The 18,223-nt window shown below is 63.2% G+C and carries 20 protein-coding genes and 2 tRNA genes; 19 read left to right on the top strand and 3 right to left on the bottom strand.

Features of this window, described 5'->3' with window-relative positions:
* Positions 1 to 10 precede the first annotated feature (10 nt).
* The 10 genes from ybgC (at position 11) to RM530_RS13370 (ending at position 6,758) form a co-directional block, all read left to right on the top strand.
* Positions 11 to 421 (top strand): tol-pal system-associated acyl-CoA thioesterase, encoded by a 411-nt coding sequence (ybgC, locus tag RM530_RS13415; RefSeq protein ID WP_311365761.1) that lies wholly within the window; start codon positions 11 to 13, stop codon positions 419 to 421.
* Positions 418 to 1,104: a protein TolQ gene (gene tolQ, locus RM530_RS13410; protein ID WP_311365760.1), complete on the top strand. Its 687-nt coding sequence runs from the start codon at positions 418 to 420 to the stop codon at positions 1,102 to 1,104. Before ybgC ends, tolQ begins: the two co-directional genes overlap by 4 nt.
* Positions 1,101 to 1,547 carry a protein TolR gene (gene tolR, locus RM530_RS13405; RefSeq protein ID WP_311365759.1) on the top strand — a complete coding sequence of 149 codons (447 nt, stop codon included), beginning with the start codon at positions 1,101 to 1,103 and terminating at the stop codon, positions 1,545 to 1,547. The genes tolQ and tolR overlap by 4 nt, the downstream gene beginning before the upstream one ends.
* 40 nt (positions 1,548 to 1,587) lie before the next feature.
* Positions 1,588 to 2,535 carry a cell envelope integrity protein TolA gene (gene tolA, locus RM530_RS13400; RefSeq protein ID WP_311365758.1) on the top strand — a complete coding sequence of 316 codons (948 nt, stop codon included), beginning with the start codon at positions 1,588 to 1,590 and terminating at the stop codon, positions 2,533 to 2,535.
* Complete coding sequence (gene tolB, locus RM530_RS13395; RefSeq protein WP_311365756.1) at positions 2,535 to 3,827, top strand: Tol-Pal system beta propeller repeat protein TolB; 1,293 nt, start codon at positions 2,535 to 2,537, stop codon at positions 3,825 to 3,827. Before tolA ends, tolB begins: the two co-directional genes overlap by 1 nt.
* A gap of 43 nt (positions 3,828 to 3,870) precedes the next feature.
* The gene (pal, locus tag RM530_RS13390) at positions 3,871 to 4,389 is read left to right on the top strand and encodes a peptidoglycan-associated lipoprotein Pal (RefSeq protein ID WP_311365755.1); all 519 of its coding nucleotides are present in this window, start codon (positions 3,871 to 3,873) and stop codon (positions 4,387 to 4,389) included.
* A gap of 62 nt (positions 4,390 to 4,451) precedes the next feature.
* Positions 4,452 to 5,240: a tol-pal system protein YbgF gene (gene ybgF, locus RM530_RS13385; RefSeq protein ID WP_311365753.1), complete on the top strand. Its 789-nt coding sequence runs from the start codon at positions 4,452 to 4,454 to the stop codon at positions 5,238 to 5,240.
* Position 5,241: 1 nt separating this feature from the next.
* Positions 5,242 to 5,931, top strand: a complete 690-nt coding sequence (gene queE, locus RM530_RS13380; protein ID WP_311365752.1) for a 7-carboxy-7-deazaguanine synthase QueE — start codon at positions 5,242 to 5,244, stop codon at positions 5,929 to 5,931.
* Positions 5,928 to 6,608, top strand: a complete 681-nt coding sequence (gene queC, locus RM530_RS13375; RefSeq protein ID WP_311365751.1) for a 7-cyano-7-deazaguanine synthase QueC — start codon at positions 5,928 to 5,930, stop codon at positions 6,606 to 6,608. Before queE ends, queC begins: the two co-directional genes overlap by 4 nt.
* A gap of 74 nt (positions 6,609 to 6,682) precedes the next feature.
* Positions 6,683 to 6,758: transfer RNA gene (locus RM530_RS13370), tRNA-Lys, on the top strand.
* A 438-nt stretch (positions 6,759 to 7,196) separates the two neighbouring features.
* Here the strand turns inward: RM530_RS13370 and RM530_RS13365 are convergent.
* Positions 7,197 to 7,281, bottom strand: a tRNA-Leu gene (locus RM530_RS13365).
* Positions 7,282 to 7,329: 48 nt separating this feature from the next.
* Between RM530_RS13365 and rnr the strand changes: the two genes are divergently transcribed.
* The 9 genes from rnr to alr all read left to right on the top strand — a co-directional run bounded on the left by rnr (position 7,330) and on the right by alr (position 16,114).
* Entirely contained in the window at positions 7,330 to 9,654 is a 2,325-nt protein-coding gene (gene rnr, locus RM530_RS13360; RefSeq protein ID WP_311365750.1) for a ribonuclease R, read from the top strand.
* Positions 9,651 to 10,364 carry a YiaD family glycine zipper/OmpA-like lipoprotein gene (locus tag RM530_RS13355; protein ID WP_311365749.1) on the top strand — a complete coding sequence of 238 codons (714 nt, stop codon included), beginning with the start codon at positions 9,651 to 9,653 and terminating at the stop codon, positions 10,362 to 10,364. Before rnr ends, RM530_RS13355 begins: the two co-directional genes overlap by 4 nt.
* Before the next feature lie 142 nt (positions 10,365 to 10,506).
* On the top strand, positions 10,507 to 11,241 hold the full coding sequence (rlmB, locus tag RM530_RS13350; protein ID WP_311365748.1) for a 23S rRNA (guanosine(2251)-2'-O)-methyltransferase RlmB: 735 nt from the start codon (positions 10,507 to 10,509) through the stop codon (positions 11,239 to 11,241).
* Positions 11,238 to 12,200, top strand: a complete 963-nt coding sequence (locus RM530_RS13345; RefSeq protein WP_311365747.1) for an SEL1-like repeat protein — start codon at positions 11,238 to 11,240, stop codon at positions 12,198 to 12,200. Before rlmB ends, RM530_RS13345 begins: the two co-directional genes overlap by 4 nt.
* Before the next feature lie 164 nt (positions 12,201 to 12,364).
* Positions 12,365 to 12,805, top strand: a complete 441-nt coding sequence (rpsF, locus tag RM530_RS13340; RefSeq protein ID WP_311365746.1) for a 30S ribosomal protein S6 — start codon at positions 12,365 to 12,367, stop codon at positions 12,803 to 12,805.
* Between the two features lie 2 nt (positions 12,806 to 12,807).
* Positions 12,808 to 13,035, top strand: coding sequence for a 30S ribosomal protein S18 (rpsR, locus tag RM530_RS13335; protein WP_311365745.1), 228 nt, complete (start codon positions 12,808 to 12,810; stop codon positions 13,033 to 13,035).
* Between the two features lie 12 nt (positions 13,036 to 13,047).
* Entirely contained in the window at positions 13,048 to 13,500 is a 453-nt protein-coding gene (rplI, locus tag RM530_RS13330; RefSeq protein WP_311365743.1) for a 50S ribosomal protein L9, read from the top strand.
* Positions 13,501 to 13,619: 119 nt separating this feature from the next.
* Complete coding sequence (gene dnaB, locus RM530_RS13325; RefSeq protein ID WP_311365741.1) at positions 13,620 to 14,987, top strand: replicative DNA helicase; 1,368 nt, start codon at positions 13,620 to 13,622, stop codon at positions 14,985 to 14,987.
* An 11-nt stretch (positions 14,988 to 14,998) separates the two neighbouring features.
* Positions 14,999 to 16,114, top strand: coding sequence for an alanine racemase (gene alr, locus RM530_RS13320; protein ID WP_311365740.1), 1,116 nt, complete (start codon positions 14,999 to 15,001; stop codon positions 16,112 to 16,114).
* On the opposite strand, the gene RM530_RS13315 is transcribed toward alr, so the two are convergent.
* The gene (locus RM530_RS13315) at positions 16,105 to 16,965 is read right to left on the bottom strand and encodes an alpha/beta fold hydrolase (protein WP_311365739.1); all 861 of its coding nucleotides are present in this window, start codon (positions 16,963 to 16,965) and stop codon (positions 16,105 to 16,107) included. The two genes, alr and RM530_RS13315, sit on opposite strands and share 10 nt — an antisense overlap.
* Complete coding sequence (gene gspF / locus RM530_RS13310; protein ID WP_311365738.1) at positions 16,965 to 18,185, bottom strand: type II secretion system inner membrane protein GspF; 1,221 nt, start codon at positions 18,183 to 18,185, stop codon at positions 16,965 to 16,967. Before gspF ends, RM530_RS13315 begins: the two co-directional genes overlap by 1 nt.
* Between the last annotated feature and the right edge of the window lie 38 nt (positions 18,186 to 18,223).

Here is an 18,223-nt window from a genome sequence, read left to right as displayed (position 1 = left end):
AAAAGGGGAAGTGGACGTGATTCCGTCGACGTGGCGTGTCCGCGTGTACTACGAAGACACCGATCTGAGCGGCGTGGTCTATCACGCCAATTATCTGCGCTGGTTCGAACGCGGACGCACTGAGTGGTTGCGCGCGCTCGGCTTTTCACAGCAGTATCTACTTGAGAAAGCAGGCTTCGCTTTTACGGTGGCGCGAATGGAGTTGCGCTTCCAGAAGCCCGCACGCCTCGATGACGAACTCGACATCCACACCGAGATCGGCGGAATGGGGCGTGTGACGCTTGCCTTCAACCAGAGAATCCAACGTGCTGGCGCTGAGCAGGTTCTCTGCGACGCGCTCGTCAAGATCGCGTGCGTCGACACCCACACGTTCCGGCCACGGGCGATACCGCCTGAGTTGTTACAAGGAGAGAAGTCTTGAACGCGCAGCTGTCCATTCCCTATCTCATTGGGCAGGCCACGGTCCTGGCTAAGTTTGTGTTGCTGGTCCTGCTGATCGCATCGGTGCTATCGTGGGCGATGATCATCGGCAAGCGGGCTCTGCTGAGCCGCACGCGCAAGAACGCCGATCGTTTCGAAGAACGCTTCTGGTCCGGCGGCAATCTCAACGACCTGCACGAGGCGGTGCGGCGCGACAAGGCGGAAAGTGGAATGTCCGCGGTGTTTCAGGCGGGCTACGAGGAATTCCTGCGCCAGCGCCAGAATCCCGGCGTGGACCCGTCCGACGCGGTCAGTTCGATCGAGCGTTCGCTGCGGGTGGCTCAGATCCGCGAAATCGAGCGGCTCGAATCCGGTCTGCCAATGCTCGCCACGATCGGCTCGGTCAGCCCCTACGTCGGTCTGTTCGGCACCGTCTGGGGCATCATGAGTGCATTCATCGCCATCGGTAACGTCAAGCAGGCTTCGATCGCCATGGTCGCGCCGGGTATTGCCGAAGCGCTGATCGCCACCGCCGCCGGCCTGTTCGCGGCGATTCCGGCCGTGGTCGCCTACAATGCCTTCAGCACCCAGGTTGAACGCATCACCTTGCGCTTCGCCACTTTTGCCGAGGAGCTCACCGGTATCCTCGAGCGCGGTCTGCGCGGCGGGGGCTCGGCGAAATGAGCGCCGCCGTTCCGAGCCTGCTGCGCAAGCGCAAGCTGTCGCATGAGATCAATGTGGTCCCCTATATCGACGTCATGCTGGTGCTGCTGATCATTTTCATGGTCACCGCGCCCTTGCTCACGCCGGGGATCGAAGTGGAGCTGCCCAAGGTCACGGCCGAATCGATCCAGCAGAACGACGAGCCGGTGAGTCTGTACGTCAATGGCAAGGGTGAATTCTTTCTGGACGTCGGTGAAGGCCGGGATCAGGCGCTGGCCGAGGACGAGGTGATGAATCGTGTAGGCGCGGTGCTTCGCAACAAGCCCGAAACGATGATTCTGGTGCGCGCCGACGCGCGAGCGGACTACGAGAGTGTGGCGCGCGGCATGGGTCTGCTGCAGGCCGCTGGTGCGTCAAAAATCGGATTCGTCACCGACGCGCCTGATCCGAAGCCGCGCAACTGAGCCCGGTAATCACGCTTTCGTCATGATCTCCACGCGACACTTGCTGATCGCCGGCGCATTGCATGTTGCGCTGTTGCTGCTGATGTTTTTCGGCCTGCCGTTCATGTCGAAGAAGGTCGAGGCTCTCCCCGTGATCGAGGCCGTTCTGATTGACGACCGCACCGGAGCGCCGCAGCCGACGCAGCTTGAAGAACCGGAGGTCGAACCCGAACCTGAAAAGCCGGATCCTGAGATTCAGAAACGTGCCGAGGCGGAACAGGCGCGCAAGGCGATTGCCGAACAGCAACGTCGCCAGCAGGCCGCCGACGAAGCTCGCGAACGTGCCGAGGCCGAGCGCCGCAAGCAGGATGAGGCCCGCGACAAGGCGCGCGCGCAGGAAGAAGCCAAGCGGCGCGCTGAGCAGCAGCGCAAGGCCGAGGCTGAAGCTCAGCGCAAGGCCGAAGCAGCGGCCGAGGCGAAGCGCCAGGCGGAGGCCGAAGCGCAGCGCAAGGCCGAGGAAGAGGCCAAGCGCAAGGCGGAAGAAGAGACCAAGCGTAAGGCGGAGGCCGAAGCGGAAGCCAAACGTCAGGCCGAAGCCAAGCGCAAGGCGGAAGCAGAAGCCAGGCGCAAGGCTGAAGCCGAAGCTCGCCGCAAGGCGGCCGAGGAGGCGCGTCGCAAGGCTGAGGAGGAACGCTTCCGCCAGCAGATGCTGGCCGAGGAAGCCGACCGTGCACGCACCTCCGCGCAGAGAGACTGGGCCGCAAGAATCATCGCCAAGGTGCGGCCCAACTGGCAGCGCTCCGCCACCGGCGGGCAGGATTTCTCATGCAGGGTTCAGGTCAATCTGTTACCAGACGGGACCGTCACCAGCGCGAGAGTCCTGGAAAGTTGCGGCAGTGCCCTGATCGATCAGTCGGTCGTAAACGCCTATCTTAAATCGAGCCCGCTGCCACTTCCGAGTGAGCCCAGCGCCTTTGAACGAGAGTTGATCACGACCTTCGAGCCGTAATGAAAATTCGAAACGCACAACGAATCGCCGTCCTTCTGCTCGCCCTGAGTTTCATTCCGCAGGTCGGGGCACAGCTTGAATTCACGATCAGCGGTGGTGACATCCGCGCCACGCCGATTGCCGTGGTGCCGTTCCAGTCCGGACCGGACGTGCCGGTGGATGTGGCGCAGATCATCGAATCGGACCTGTCGCGCACCGGCCTGTTCGAGCCATTGGCGCGGCGCGACATGCTGGAGCGACCCAATGATCCGGCGCTGGTCGATTTCCGCAACTGGCGCAGCCTGGGCACCGAGCAACTCGTGGTCGGTACGCTGACGAACGCGCTCGGCGGCTACGGTGCGCGCTTCGCGCTGCTGGACGTGTTTGGTGCCAAGACCACGCTCAACGAGCAGATGGCGCCGGTGCGCGATCCGCGTGCGCTGCGCTACACCGCGCATACGATTGCCGACAAGATCTACGAGCAGCTCACCGGATTTCGCGGCTATTTCAATACGCAGGTGGCCTACATCACGGCTGCCGGATCGGGCAAGAACCGCACCTATCAGCTGCTGGTGGCGGATGCCGACGGCTACAACCCGCAGCCGGTGCTGACTTCGCGCGAAACGATCATGTCGCCGGCTTGGTCGCCGGACAAGAAGCAACTCGCCTACGTGTCGTTCGAAAACGGTCGTTCCGGCATCTATGTGCAGGACCGTCTGAGCGGCAAGGCCCGCAAGGTGCTGTCTGAAAAGGGGATCAACGGCGCGCCAGCATGGTCGCCGGACGGGCGCAAGCTGGCGGTCGCGCTGTCGTATGAGCGCAATCCCGACATTTTCGTGGTCGATCTCGCGACCGGGCAGAAGACCCAGATCACCGACCACTGGGGCATCGACACGGAGCCGGACTGGTCGCCGGACGGCAGCACCCTGGTGTTCACGTCCGACCGCGGCGGCTCCGCACAGATCTACAAGGTGCCGGCGACCGGCGGTACGCCGGTGCGCCTGAGCTTCGAAGGCAAGCAGAATCTGGACGCGAAATTCTCGCCGGACGGCAAGAGTCTCGCCCTGGTCAATAACAGTGGTGGTTACCGTATCGCCTTGCTGGATCTGGCGACCCGTGACATGCGCGTGCTCAGCAATGGGCCGCTGGACGAGAGTCCGAGCTTTGCGCCGAACGGTCAGGTCATCATCTATGCAACACAGGGACGTTCGGGGGCGGAACTGGCGACAGTTTCAGCCGACGGGCGTATCCGACAGCGTTTGAGACAGGCCGGTGATGTGCGCGAACCGGCATGGTCTCCCTTCACACCATAAAACGCGCCACTTTGTTTTTGTGTCCTGCAAGGAGTTGTGTCCCATGAATACGAAACTGCTGGTTGTGTCCGTGCTGCTGTCAGGGGCCGTGCTCACCGGTTGCGCCAGTTCCGGCAAGAAGCTGTCTTCGGACGCCACCGCGCCCGCCGACACCGGAATGAGTACCTCCGGAAACTCGGGTTATGACAGCCCGATCGGTCGGCCGGTCGACAGCTCGATGAACGGTCCCGATATCTCCCAGACCCTCATCTACTTCGAGTTCGACAGTGCTGATCTCGGCGCCGAATCCCAGACGATCATCGCCAATCACGCCAAGTACCTGACCGCCAATCCGAACACCCGCGTCCGGCTTGAAGGGCATACCGACGAGCGCGGCACGCGCGAGTACAATGTCGGACTTGGTGAGCGTCGTTCTTCTGCCGTAGCGCAGGCGCTGGAACTGCGTGGCGTGTCGCCGCAGCAGATCAGCGTCGTCAGCTATGGTGAGGAGCGTCCGGTTGCGCTGGGACATGACGAGTCCGCCTGGACTCAGAACCGTCGCGTCGAAATCGTTTATCCGTAATCGTTTATCCGTAAGGCAATCCGGCGCTTTCCAAGCGCCCGTCCTGAGGGAGACAGGTTAATATGCTGCTGATTCGATCCTTTATTACACCGAGCCTGCTGGTCGTCGCGCTGTCACTGGCAGGCTGCGCGGATTTTGGCGGACCGATAAACGGCAGCCCTGACAATCTGTCTCCCGAGGAACGACGGCTTCAATCGGTCGAGACCAAGCTCACCGACGTCTCGCGGCGCGTCGATGCAATGACACGTCTTGCCCAGAGCGGCAATGGCGTCAACGTGTCCGACGAACTGCGCGATCTGCGCGGCCAGGTCGAGCAGTTGCAGTATCAGCTTGACCGCATGAAGCAGCAGCAGCAAAAGCTGTACACCGATCTCGATGGTCGTCTGCAAAAAATCGAGAGCGGGGGTGGGGGCTTCGCACCCGGCGGATCGCCGGGTGCGTCCTCCTCCTCATCCGGCGCGTCTGGCGGAACACCGTCACCGGGTGAGCAACAAGCCTATCTGAAGGCATTCGAACTGCTGCGTGGCGGCAAGTTCGATGACGCTCTGCTCGGCTTCCAGAACCAGCTTGCCAACTGGCCGCAAGGCCCGATGGCAGACGATGCGCTGTACTGGATGGGTGAGGCCAATTATTTCAAGCGCGACTACAATGCCGCACTTGGCAGCTACCGGGATTTGCTGAGCCGCTTTCCGCGCTCGGAGCGCGCGCCGGACGCTTTGCTCAAGCTCGGGTTCTCGCAGCTTGAGTTGAAGCAGACCGCCGCCGGTCGAGCGACGCTCGAACGCGTGACGCGCGAATATCCCGATTCCACGGCCGCCGGACTCGCGCGTCAGCGACTGCAGCAGGGATGAAGTGACGGCAACATCGACCGCGACCCTCCTCGCCGCGCCCGCAGCTCAGGCCGCGCGGCTCAAGATCACCGAGATTTTCGTCTCATTGCAAGGTGAATCCACCTATGTGGGTCTGCCAAGCGTTTTCGTGCGGCTTACCGGTTGCCCTCTACGTTGCCAGTATTGCGACACCGCCTACGCGTTTCACGGCGGACACTGGAAGAGTCTTGACGAAATCGTCGATCAAACCCGCGACTATGGTGTGCGGCATGTCTGCGTCACCGGCGGTGAGCCGCTGGCACAGCGCAATTGCCGTGAGCTGCTGCAAAGGCTTTGCGACGCCGGCCTGACGGTCTCACTGGAAACCAGCGGCGCGCTTGACGTCACCGGCATCGACCGCCGCGTCGCGCGCATCGTCGACATCAAGACACCCGATTCCGGCGAGTCCCAGCGAATGCTTTGGGATCACTTCGAAGACCTCACGGCACACGATCAGGTGAAGTTCGTGATCTGCAGCCGTAATGACTACGATTGGGCGCGCTGCCGCGTCGACAGCCTCGGTCTCGTCGGGCGCTGCGAAATTCTGTTTTCACCCAGTCATCAGCAAGTCAGCCCGCGCGAGCTTGCGGACTGGATCGTTGCGGACCGCTTGCCGGTGCGCATGCAGGTACAAATGCACAAGCAATTGTGGGGAGACGTCGCCGGAAAATGAGGAAGCCTGCGGTCATTCTGCTGTCCGGCGGACTTGATTCCGCCACGGTTCTGGCGGCGGCGCGCGATGCCGGATTCGAGTGTCACGCATTGTCGGTGTCGTATGGGCAGCGGCACCTCGCAGAGATTGAGGCTGCGGCCCGGGTCGCCGCCGCCCTCGGTGCTGTCCAGCATCGGGTGATGGATGTGAATCTGGCCGGCATCGGAGGTTCCTCGCTGACCGATCTGAGTCAGGTCGTTCCGGAGGCACCGTCGACTGGAATTCCATCGACCTACGTTCCGGCTCGCAATACCCTGTTTCTGTCACTGGCGCTGGGTTGGGCCGAGGTGCTGGAAGCGCACGACATATTCGTCGGCGTCAATGCGGTGGACTATTCCGGTTACCCGGACTGCCGACCGGAGTTTATCGATGCCTTCGAGCGTCTGGCCACGGTCGCGACCAAGGCGGGCGTCGAAGGGCAGGGGATGCGTGTCCACGCACCCCTGATCGACCTGGGCAAGGACGAGATCATCAAGCTCGGCACGCAGCTGGGGCTTGACTATGCGATGACGGTCTCCTGCTATCAAGCTGACGGCAGCGGCGCCGCCTGTGGACGCTGCGATTCCTGCCGGCTGCGACGCGAGGGGTTCGAAGCCGCCGGCATTGCCGACCCGACCCGCTACGTCGCTCGGGCTTGACGGGTTCCGATGCAGGGACTCATCGGGTATGATCCCGCCCCGCGCCGCCGTCCGGCCGTATCAATCAGTTTTCAGGGTCGTTAGCTCAGTCGGTAGAGCAGCTGGCTTTTAACCAGTAGGTCGTTGGTTCGAATCCAACACGACCCACCATACACGCCTCCGCGCATCGTCCGACGTCCGGTCAGCAAGCCGGTCATAGCGGTGGCTTGTTCGCTGTGGTGTTGCGGCCTCGTTGACTCCCCAGCGTCCTCACAAGGCCATGACCCGATCTCAGGGGCGAGACCGAGCGGTCTGGAGGTCGCCTGAGGTTTGCAAGTCAAAGCGATCAAGGCGCGGGAAACCGCGCCGGGTAAGTTACAATGAAGCGCCCATGTGCGGCTTCGGGTGCGGCAAGTGATCGCCTGGCATTCGACGCGCGCCAGACTGGCTGCGTTCGGCGCATCAGGCCGGCATGGGCGGTGAGGTTTTACCCGGAGTGAGCAACGGCTTTGCGTCGGCGCTAGCCATCAAGAACCTTGGGGACACCAAAAAACCCCGAACGAGTCGGGGCTTTTGGTGTCGCAACGCAATGCATCAAAATTCTTAATTTGGTGCCGAGGAGAGGACTCGAACCTCCACGGTGTTACCCGCTAGTACCTGAAACTAGTGCGTCTACCAATTCCGCCACCTCGGCAAGAGGCGCGCAAATCTATCGGCGGCGCCAGGCTTTGTCAATCATTTAATGCTTCAGAAAAAGGAACATCCCACGAACAGCAACAAACGACGCCAAGACTGGCGCAAGCTGGACCCGGAATACGAGCGGGAACGTCAACGCTACGAAAATCCGACGCCAAGCCGACGATACATCCTCGAAGTCCTCGAATCGCAGGACGGGCCGCTCAAGGCCGACGAATTGGCGAGTTGCATCGGCCTGGGCAGCCGAGACGACTTCGAGGCCTTTCGTCACCGCCTCGGTGCGATGGTCCGCGACGGCAGCCTGGCGCAGAACCGCCGCGGCGCCTTCGGTGTAGTCAGCCACATGAGCCTGGTACCGGGACGCGTCATCGCGCACCGTGACGGCTATGGCTTTCTCACGCCGGACGAAGGAGGCGAGGATGTCTTCATGTCGCCGCGCGAAATGCGCAGCCTGATGTCGGGCGACCGCGTTCTGGTGCGTGTCAATGGCGAGGACGCCCGCGGGCGACGCGAAGGCGTTCTGGTCGATGTGCTCGAACGCGCCAATCAGACCGTGGTCGGACGCTACATCGTCGAGCATGGCGTGGCGCATGTCAGCCCGGACAATCCACGCATCCATCACGACATCCTGATTCCCGAGAAAGGCCGCAACGGCGCACGCGAGGGGCAGATGGTGGTCGCGGCGATCGAGGTTCATCCCGGCGCGCGCAGTCTGCCGGTTGGCCGGGTCGTCGAGGTATTGGGCGATCATCTGGCGCCGGGTATGGAAATCGAAGCCGCGATTCGTGCGCATGGTCTGCCGCATGTCTGGCCGGAGGCGGTCGAGCGGGAGGCGGCAAAAGTGCCGCAGAAGCTCAGCGCGCAGCAGGCTCAGGGGCGCGTCGACTTGAGGGATCTGCCGCTGGTCACGATCGACGGCGCCGATGCCCGCGACTTCGATGATGCCGTGTACTGCAAGCCGATGCGCGGACCGCTGCGCAATGGTTGGACGCTGTGGGTCGCGATCGCCGATGTCGATGCCTATGTCCCGATGGGCTCGGCCCTGGACGTGGAGGCGCGCGAGCGCGGCAATTCGGTGTACTTCCCGGAACGCGTGATCCCGATGCTGCCCGAGGCGTTGTCCAACGGCGTGTGCTCGCTCAATCCTGATGTCGAGCGGTTGTGCATGGTCTGCGAGATGCGCATCAACAAGGCCGGGGAGGTGACGCGGGCGCGTTTCTACGAGGGTGTGATGCGATCCCATGCGCGACTCACCTACGACGAGGTCTATTCGATACTGGAAAATCCGGACGGGCCCGAGGCGCAGGCGCGCAAGGCCGTGGTGCCACAGCTTCAGGATCTGGACGCCTTGTTCGGCGCGTTTTTCAGCGCACGCGAAAAGCGCGGCGCGATGGATTTCGAAACCACCGAGACCAAGATCCGTTTCGGCGAAAATCGCAAGATCGAGAAGATCGTGCCGGTGCAGCGCAACCGCGCCCATCGCATCATCGAGGAGTGCATGATCGCGGCGAACGTGCAGGCCGCACGCTATGTCGTCAAGCACAAGCGGCCCAGCCTGTTTCGCGTCCACGCCACGCCGGATGTCGAGAAGGTCAAGGTGTTGCGCGAGTTCCTCGCGGCGCGCGGCCTCAAGCTCGGTGGTGGCGAAACGCCGACGCCCAAGGACTACGCGGCCGTCGCGGCACAGCTGCCGGGGCGCGATGACCAGTCCATGGCGCAGAGCATGTTGCTGCGCTCGATGATGCAGGCTCGGTATTCGCCGAGCAACGATGGCCATTTTGGCCTCGCGCTGGAGGAATATGCGCATTTCACCTCGCCGATCCGCCGTTATCCGGATCTGGTGCTGCACCGCGCACTCAAGCATGCGATCCGGCGCGAGGCGAAAAAGACCTTCGCCTACGACCAGGAACAGCTCGAAGCCCTGGGTGCACATTGCGCGATGACCGAGCGTCGTGCCGATGAGGCGACGCGCGATGTGACGCTGTGGCTCAAGTGCGAATACATGCGCGATCGCGTCGGCGAGGTTTTTGACGGCGTGATTGTCGGCGTAACCAGCTTTGGCGCGTTTGTGGAATTGAAGGATCTCTACGTCGAGGGTCTGGTGCACGTGTCCACGCTGTACAACGACTATTACCAGTTCGACCCCAAGCGCATGCGCATGGTTGGCGAACGCAATGGTCGGGTGTACGCACTGGGCGACGCGATTCGGGTCAAAGTCGTTCGTGTCAGCCTGGACGAGCGCAAGATCGATCTGGAACCCGAACACAGCCAGCCCCGAAGCGTTCAGAAGCCATTCACGAAAGCACCCAACAATTCGCGCGAACACGCCGGCAAGAAGCGTCGGCGGTCGTCCAAAAGGAGTGGTAAATGAAGATGAAAACGAAGACCGCGAGCCTCAAGGCAGCCGTAGCGGGTGTCGCCATCATTTCTCTGGCAGCCTGCGCCACCGACAACCCCAACCGTAGCCGCAACATCGGTACCGGTGTTGGCGCCGTGGCCGGCGCGGTGCTCGGCAATTCGGTCAGTGGTGCGCGCGGGGCGCCCTGGGTGGGGGCGGCGGTCGGCGCCATCGCCGGCGGTGCGGTGGGCAACTACATGGACAAGCAGCGCGCCGAGATGGAGCAGCAACTCGCCAAGGAAGCCGCGCGCGATGAACTGCATATCAGTGAAATGTCGGACGGCTCCTTGCGTGTCGGAGTCGCCAGCGACATTTCATTCGAGTTCAACAAGGCCGAGCTGACTCCGGCCGCGCTGCAGACCTACGGCAAGATCGCGAGCGTGCTGCAAAGCTACGATTCGACCGTGATTCACGTGGTCGGACACACCGATACCAGCGGTTCGGCCGAATACAACCAGAGTCTGTCGGTGCAGCGTGCCGCTGCCGTGGGCAACTACTTCGCGCAGATGGGCGTCAGCGCTGCACGCATTCGCGAAGAAGGGCGCGGCGAGCGTGAACCGCTGGTTCGCACCGGCGACAACGTCAAGGAAGCACGCAACCGTCGCGTGGACATCGTGATCAAGCCTGTCATCGAGGGACGCGAATCCGAGGCCTGGACGCCGCCGCCGTACCTGGGCGGTTGATCGCGGGCGAGTCTCCAGTCCGCCAGAAAGGCGCCGGAATCCGTTCCGGCGCCTTTTTGCTTGGCGAGTGCGGCGGCGCGTCGGACAATCGCGGTGCTGTCCGAACTTCGTCCCGATCGATGCATCCATCCATGGAGTACCTTTGAGCAATACGACCTACATCGGCGGCTGGCACGCCGTTCTCGCAGCGCTGGAAAGCGAGGTTCTGCCGTTGGAGGTTTACATCAGCGACAGCCGTAGTGGCGAGCGCGCGGCGCAGATCAGCAAGGTCGCGGCCGCCAGGTCGGTTCCAGTCCGCGCGCGTTCACGCTCGGACCTTGATGTGTTGGCGCCGGGGCTGAGGCATCAGGGCGTGTTGGCGATGGTGCCGGCCGCTTCCATCAGCGGCGAGGAGGCATTGGAGGTGCCGGCGACGCCGGACCGGCTGGTGCTCATACTCGATGGCATTCAGGACCCCCACAACCTCGGCGCCTGTCTGCGGACCAGCGAAGCGGCCGGCGTCACGGCCGTGGTCATTCCGAAGGACCGGGCGGCCAGCCTGACGCCAGCCGCACGCAAAGTGGCGGCGGGCGCGGCGGAACGTGTGCCGGTGGTCGCGGTCACAAACATCGTGCGCTCGATGAAACGACTACAGGAATTGGGGTATTGGATCACCGGCTTGGCCGGTGAGGCCACCGAATCGCTCTATGACGTCGATCTGACCGGACCGACTGTGCTGGTGATGGGTTCGGAAGGCGAGGGCCTGCGCCGACTCACACGCGAAAACTGTGATCGGCTCGCAAAAATCCCGATGCAGGGCCAGATCGAAAGCCTGAACGTATCGGTCGCCGCCGGTATCTGTCTGTTCGAATCCGTGAGGCAGCGCCAGACGCGATGAACATCCGCTGGGTCGCCGCCGGAGCCGGCCTGGCACTGCTGAGCTGCCTGCTCTGGTGGTGGAGCCAGACCCGGCTCGATGCGAGCCGTACCGCATCGCAGCAGGAGCGATCTGTGGAGGCGGGGCGTATCGGGCCCGAGGCACCGGACGCCGTGCCTGAGCCTACGACCGATGTGCCCGTCGAACCCGCGCCCGCAGCGCGTTGGGGACCACGCCTGCGTCGCCTGATCGTGGATCGGCGATCACAGTTGCCGACTGGGCCACTGCAAGCATTCATTCGCGAGCGGACCGAAGCCGCCGAGGGCGGAGACGCCGATGCGGCCTACCAGCTCGGTCTGGCGCTGAAGGAATGTCGCCGTATACAGACGGCGCCCGAGGCGCTCGATGCGGTGATTCAGACCATGTATCAGACGCGTCGTCTGGACGGTATTTCAGTCGAGAATCCGGACCGCATGGCGGCCGAGCTGCGACGACGCTATGAACGCTGTCGCGGTGTACCGGCCGAGGCACGCAACCGGTACTACGAATGGATGAGCCTGGCCGCCGATTCCGGTTCCCTGGAGGCCCAGGAATCGATGGTGTTTCAGCTGCCGCCGGGCAATATCTGCCGCGAGCGCGAGCTTGAAATGTGCGATGCCACGCAGCGCGCCAACACCTTCGCATTGCGCGAACAGCAGGCGGCGTGGCTGCTGCAGGCCCGGCGCGGCGGTAGTGCCAATGCACTGTGGCAGGTCGGTGCGGCTTATCTCAACGGCGAGATGCTGCCGCGGGACACGATCCAGGCCTATGCGCACCTGCGTGCGTTCCAGCTCGTCAGCCAGTCGTTCGACATCGAGGATCGGGTGGCTGGTCTGGTGGCCGATCTGGCCGAATCGATGCGCCCGGTCGAAGTCGCCGAAGCTGAAACCGAGGCGCTGGAGCTGATTTCGACGCGACAATGTTGCGTCTACTTCCGCTGATGGGTCGCTGTGGTCCGAAAATACTCGCGCAAATACTTGTGCTGCAAGGCTTCAGGCCCTAGAATCGCGCGCCCGATCGGTCGTCCGGCCGATTGGCTTTTGTCCCACCGCGCTGCGGGGGACTACGCAGTTCAACGGCTGCGTATCCACAAATTGGAGACCCGATGAGGCATTACGAAATCGTGGTCATGGTGCACCCGGATCAGTCCGAGCAGGTGTCCGCCATGATCGAGCGTTACAAGGGGATGGTCGAAGCCGACGGTGGCAAGGTCCACCGTCTCGAAGACTGGGGCCGTCGCCAGTTGGCCTACCCGATCGCGAATCTGCACAAGGCCCACTACTTCCTGATGAACGTGGAGTGCTCCGGCGCCGTTCTGGAAGAGCTGGAAGGCGCCTTCAAGTTCAATGACGCGGTGATCCGCCGTCTGGTGACGCGCAAGGATCAAGCGGTCTCGGTGCAGTCCCCGCTGTTCAAGAACCCGGAAGAAGACAAGAAGCCGGAGCGCGCCTCGCGTTCGGACGAGTCCGACAATTCGAATGACGATTCGTCTTCGGATTCCGATTCGGATACCGAAACCACCACTGAAACCGAGACGGAGGCCTGAGCATGGCACGCTTCTTTCGCCGCAAGAAAAGCTGCAAGTTCACTGCCGAAGGCATCGAGGAGATCGACTACAAGGATCTCGCCACGCTCAAGCAGTTCGTGGGTGAGAACGGCAAGATCGTTCCGGCCCGCATCACCGGCACCAAGGCACGTTATCAGCGTCAGCTCGCAACCGCGATCAAGCGCGCGCGTTTCCTGTCGTTGCTGCCGTACACCGACAAGCACCAGTAAGGGAGACTGATAATGGAAGTCATCCTTCTGGAGAAGATCAAGCACCTCGGCGATCTGGGCGACACCGTCAAGGTGCGCCCGGGCTATGGCCGCAACTTCCTGCTGCCGAAGGGCAAGGCGCTGCCGGCGACCAATGCCAATCTTGAGGTCTACGAAGCACGCAAGGCGGAGTTGATGAAGAACGCGCAGGAGTCGGTGAATGCCGCCAAACTGCGTGCCGAGAAGATCGCCGGCCTCGAGCTGACGATCGCGATGCGTGCCGGCGATGAGGGCAAGCTGTACGGCTCGGTCGGTCCGAACGAAATCTCAGATGCCGCCAAGGCGGCCGGAGCCGAGATCGAGCGTGTCGAGATCGACATGGGCGAAGGCCCGATTCGCAATATCGGTGAATACGACGTCGCGGTGCACCTGCACAGTGAAGTCGAGACCAGCGTCAAGGTGATCGTGGTCGAAGCCAAGGCTTGAGATCCACGCGTACGAGCCCGGCAACATCAGGGCTCCATACCCAAAACGCCGCGGAGATCCGCGGCGTTTTGCATTCCGGGGTGACGCCCGAATCCGGCCCCAGCGAGTACACTTCGAGCATGGCGCAAGCCCCGAAACAACCTCCCCATTCGATCGAGGCCGAGCAGTCGGTGCTCGGCGGCCTGATGCTCGACAACCGCTCGTGGTTCGAGCTGGCCGATCGTGTCTCCGAGGACGATTTCTATCGCGAGGATCACCGCCTGATCTTCCGCGCGATGATCAGTCTGCTCAACAACGCCAAGCCCTGCGACTTCGTCACGCTGTCGGAGCACCTGCGTGCGCTGGAGCAGTTGGAGGCGGCTGGCGGCCTGGCCTACCTCGGCGCCTTGGCGAATGACACGCCGAGCGCGGCCAATGTGGTGGCCTACGCAGACATCGTGCGTGAACGTTCGGTGCTGCGCAGCCTGATCGCAACCGGTACCGATATTGCCGACATCGGCTTCAGACCCAACGGCCGTACGCCGAGCGAATTGATCGACGTAGCGGAACAGAAGGTTTTCGCGATTCGCGAGCGTGGTGCGCGCGGCCGTGTCGAATACACCGCGATCGGTGATCTGGTGCCGCGCATCGAAGCCAAGGTCGAGGCTTCGCGCAACAGCCCTGGCAGCTTGGCCGGCCTGTCGGCCGGACTGACCGACCTGGACCGGCGCACCAACGGTTTCGGCAACAGCGACCTGATCATCATTGCCGGCCGTCCCGGCATGGGCAAGACCAGTTTCGCGATGAATATCGCTGAGCACGCCGCGATCAAGCTGAAGAAGCCCGCGGCCGTGTTCAGCATGGAAATGAGCGCCGAGCAGCTTGCGATGCGTGTGCTCGCCTCGCACTGCCGCCTCGACCAGACACGCCTGCGTTCCGGCCAGCTCGAGGATCACGAATGGGACTGGCTGGTGCAGGGTGGCGTCGACATTCGCGAGGCACCGCTGTACATCGACGAAACCGGCGCGCTGTCTCCGCTGGAACTGCGCGCACGCGCACGCCGCCTCAAGAACCGGCATGACATCGGCCTGATCGTCATTGATTACATTCAGCTGATGCAGGTGCCCAGCTCACGCGATAACCGGACCAACGAGATTTCAGAAATATCACGTAATCTCAAAGCTTTGGCCAAGGAACTTAATGTCCCGATCCTGGCCTTGTCGCAGCTCTCGCGTGAAGTCGAAAAGCGCGAGAACAAGCGGCCGATCATGTCCGACCTTCGCGAGTCGGGTTCGATCGAGCAGGACGCCGACATGATTCTGTTCATCTATCGCGACGGTTACTACAAGCGCAAGACCGGCGAGGATCTGGGCGCGGACGACAATATCGCCGAGATCATCATCGCCAAGCAGCGCAACGGCCCAACCGGTACGGTGAAGTGCGCGTTCATCGGCAAGTACACGCGCTTTGAAAATCTGGCGCAAGGCTACGACAGTTTCAGTGTCTGATCACTGATCCGATGATTCCACGCGTCACCGCCAGCATTGACCTCGACGCGATCCGCCACAATCTGACGCGGATACGTCAATGGACGCCTGATTCCCGTGTGATGGCCGTGATCAAGGCCGACGCCTATGGACACGGCGCCGTGCAGGTGGCGCGTGCCTTGCGTGATCTGCGCTCCGAGAGCGATTTTGCCGGGCGCCACCCCTGGGAGGCGGATGCCTTCGCTGTGGCCTGTCTCGAAGAGGCCCTGCGTTTGCGCGAGGCGCGTGTCTACGCGCCGATCGTCGTACTCGAAGGCGTGTTGTCGCTGGAAGAGCTGCGCCTGTGCCTGCATCACGAACTGCAGATCGTGGTCCACGATGACTGGCAGCTCGCACTGTTGGAGCAGCTGCCGCGTGGCGCGAGAGCGCGCTTGTGGATCAAGATCGATACCGGGATGCATCGGCTCGGTTTCGAACCCGAGAAAGTAGCCGCCGTTCACGAACGGATACTGGCGCGGCGCGACTGGCAGCTGTGTGGCTGGATGACGCATCTCGCCCGTGCCGACGAAACCGACAGCGCGGCCACCCAGGCGCAGATCGATTGTTTCGACGCCGTCTTGGCGGACCGTCCAGGTGCCCGCACGATCGCCAATTCGGCGGGGCTTGTCGCCTGGCCGCAGGCGCGTGCCGACTGGGTCCGGCCCGGCCTGCTGCTCTATGGCGCGAGCCCGCTGTCCGGCCGGACCGGGGCCGAGCTGGGGCTGCGACCGGCGATGCGCCTGGAGTCGCGCGTGCTCGCATTGCGGGACTGCCGCGCTGGTGAACCGATCGGGTACGGCGCGATCTACCACTGTGAGCGCGACATGCGCATCGCCGTGGTCACGGTCGGCTATGCCGATGGCGTGCTCCGCTGTCTGCCGAACGGCACGCCATTTCAGGTGCACGGACAGAGCGCGCCGATGGTGGGGCGGGTCTCGATGGACATGGTGACGATCGACGTGTCCGCGATCCCGCAGACCCGCGTCGGCGATTCGGTGCTGTTATGGGGCGAGGGCCTGCCGGTCGAAGCACTCGCCGACCGCGCGGGGACGCTGTCCTACGAGCTGTTTTGTGGTCTGACGCAGCGCGTGCGTCGCGTCTATCCCTGATCGCCGCTTGATCCGGCGCGACGCAGCAGTGCCGCGATTCGCTGCGGCGCCTCGATGTGCGCGTGATGTCCGCAGTCGTCGATCACTTCAAGTTGGGCATGCGGAAGCATGGCCAGATAGTCCTGGGCGCCGGACAGCGGCGCCAGCCGGTCCTGGCGTCCCCAGACGATATCGACCGGAACGCTCAGTTCCGCGAGCGACAGCGGCTGCTGCAGCTCCTCCCCGATTTGTCGGAGTTCGTCGACCGAGCGGGCTGCGCGTTCGATGCTGACATGGCGTGCGTAGTCCTCGAAAACGCTGGCGGACAGGGACTCCGGTGCGTGAAAGCTGGTGCGCCGATGGCGTTCCACCACGGCAGCAATCGCCTGTTCGGGGCTGCTGTCGGCGGACAGGGAGGCAAGGCCGTCGGCCAGCGCCCGATTGCGTACGAACACCCGTTGCCAGGGCGGAAGTCGCAGCGGTGCCGGGGCAATGGCGATGACGCGCGCGACGCGGCGACGAGCCGCCGCGTCGCCGGCGAGCGCGGTCAGGACGGCGCGCGCCCCGAAACTCTGGCCGATCAGTATCAGTGCTGCGGCTTGTTCGTAGTGTCCGATGGCCGCGCGGCACAGGTCGATCCATTGGGGCAGCCGTGCGCCGCCGCGCTCCGACGAGGCTTCGCCATGACCCGGTGCGTCGAGAGCGACGGCCGAAAACTCGCCCTCGATGGCCGAAAACAGCGGCTTGTAGGCGTCTGCCGAATCCCCCCAGCCGTGCAGGCACAGCAGGCGAGGGCGCTCTGGCGGAGCGTCGAGGCACAAGGCACGGGTTTCGAATCCTGCCAGCCGTATGCGTGTGCTGCGCAAGAACATCAGGCACCCAGCAGGTCGTAGGACTCGAATATCGGCTGCAGAATGCCGAGCACGATCATCAGCACCATGGCGCCCAGCAGCAGCACCAGCAATGGGGGCAGGGCCCCCATCAAGCCGTTGATCAGTGCATTGAGTTCGCGTTCCTGGTTCTCCGCCGCGCGTTCCAACATGTCGTCGAGCTTGCCGGATTGCTCGCCGCTGGCGATCAGGTGCAAGGAGATCGGCGGAAACAAGCGACTCTCCGACAGGGATTTCGACAGGCTGCTGCCTTCGCGTACACGTCGCGCAGCGCTATCGATGGCGTCACGCATCGGCAGGTGGGTCACCACCTGGGCGCCGATCTGCAGGCCGTCAAGTATCGGCACGCCGGAATTGGTGAGGATGCCGAGCGTGCGTGTAAAGCGGGCTGTCTGATTGGTGCGAACCACGCGGCCGATCAAGGGTAGTCGCAGCAGCTGGCGGTCCCAGCGCCGGCGGATCGGCTCGCGCTTGAGCGCCGCGCGAATGCCCCAGGGAATGCCGACCGCGAGCGCGATCAGCAGCGGCCAGTAATCGCGGATGAAGTCGGAGATCGCGATCAGCATGCGCGTCAGGAACGGGAGCTGGCTGCCGTTGCTTTCGAACACGCTGACCACCTGCGGAACCACGTAGGCGAGCAAGGCGGAGACGATCAGCAAGGATGCCGACACCAGCACCGCCGGATAGATCGCGGCAACGACCAGTTTCTGCTGCAACTCCTGCCGGCCTTCGACATAGTCCGAGAGGCGTTCGAGCACATTGTCGAGTTTGCCGGATTGCTCGCCCGCTTCCACGGTCGCGCGAAACAGTGGCGGAAACGCGCCAGGAAATTCGGCCAGCGCACGCGCCAGGCTGGAACCTTCGACCACGCTGGCGCGTACGCCGAGGGTGACGCGCTTGATGCTCTTGCCTTCGGATTGTTCGCCAACGGCGGTGAGCGCCTCGTCCAGCGGCAGCCCGGAGCGTGTCAGGGTGGCCAGCTGACGTGTGAACAACGACAGTTCGCTGGCCGACAGGCTGGCGCCCTTGCGCGAAAACAGCTTGCGATCCTCATTGCGGATCTCCGCGACCTGCTTGATCTCGGTCGGCATCAAGCCGCGCGTGCGCAGCATCTCGCGAACCTGACGCGCGGTATCGCCTTCGATCAGCCCCTTTTCCTGGCGGCCCTTGGCATTGAGCGCGCTGTATTCGAAGGCGGCCATTTTATCGTCGCACGTTCGTTTCGCGCCTGACGCCTGAC

The organism is Banduia mediterranea, from assembly GCF_031846245.1.
In the GTDB taxonomy this organism is placed as follows: Bacteria; Pseudomonadota; Gammaproteobacteria; order Nevskiales; family Nevskiaceae; genus Banduia; species Banduia mediterranea.
The sequence above is the reverse complement of the archived record's forward strand: the minus strand, read 5'-3'. Positions and strand labels throughout refer to the sequence as shown.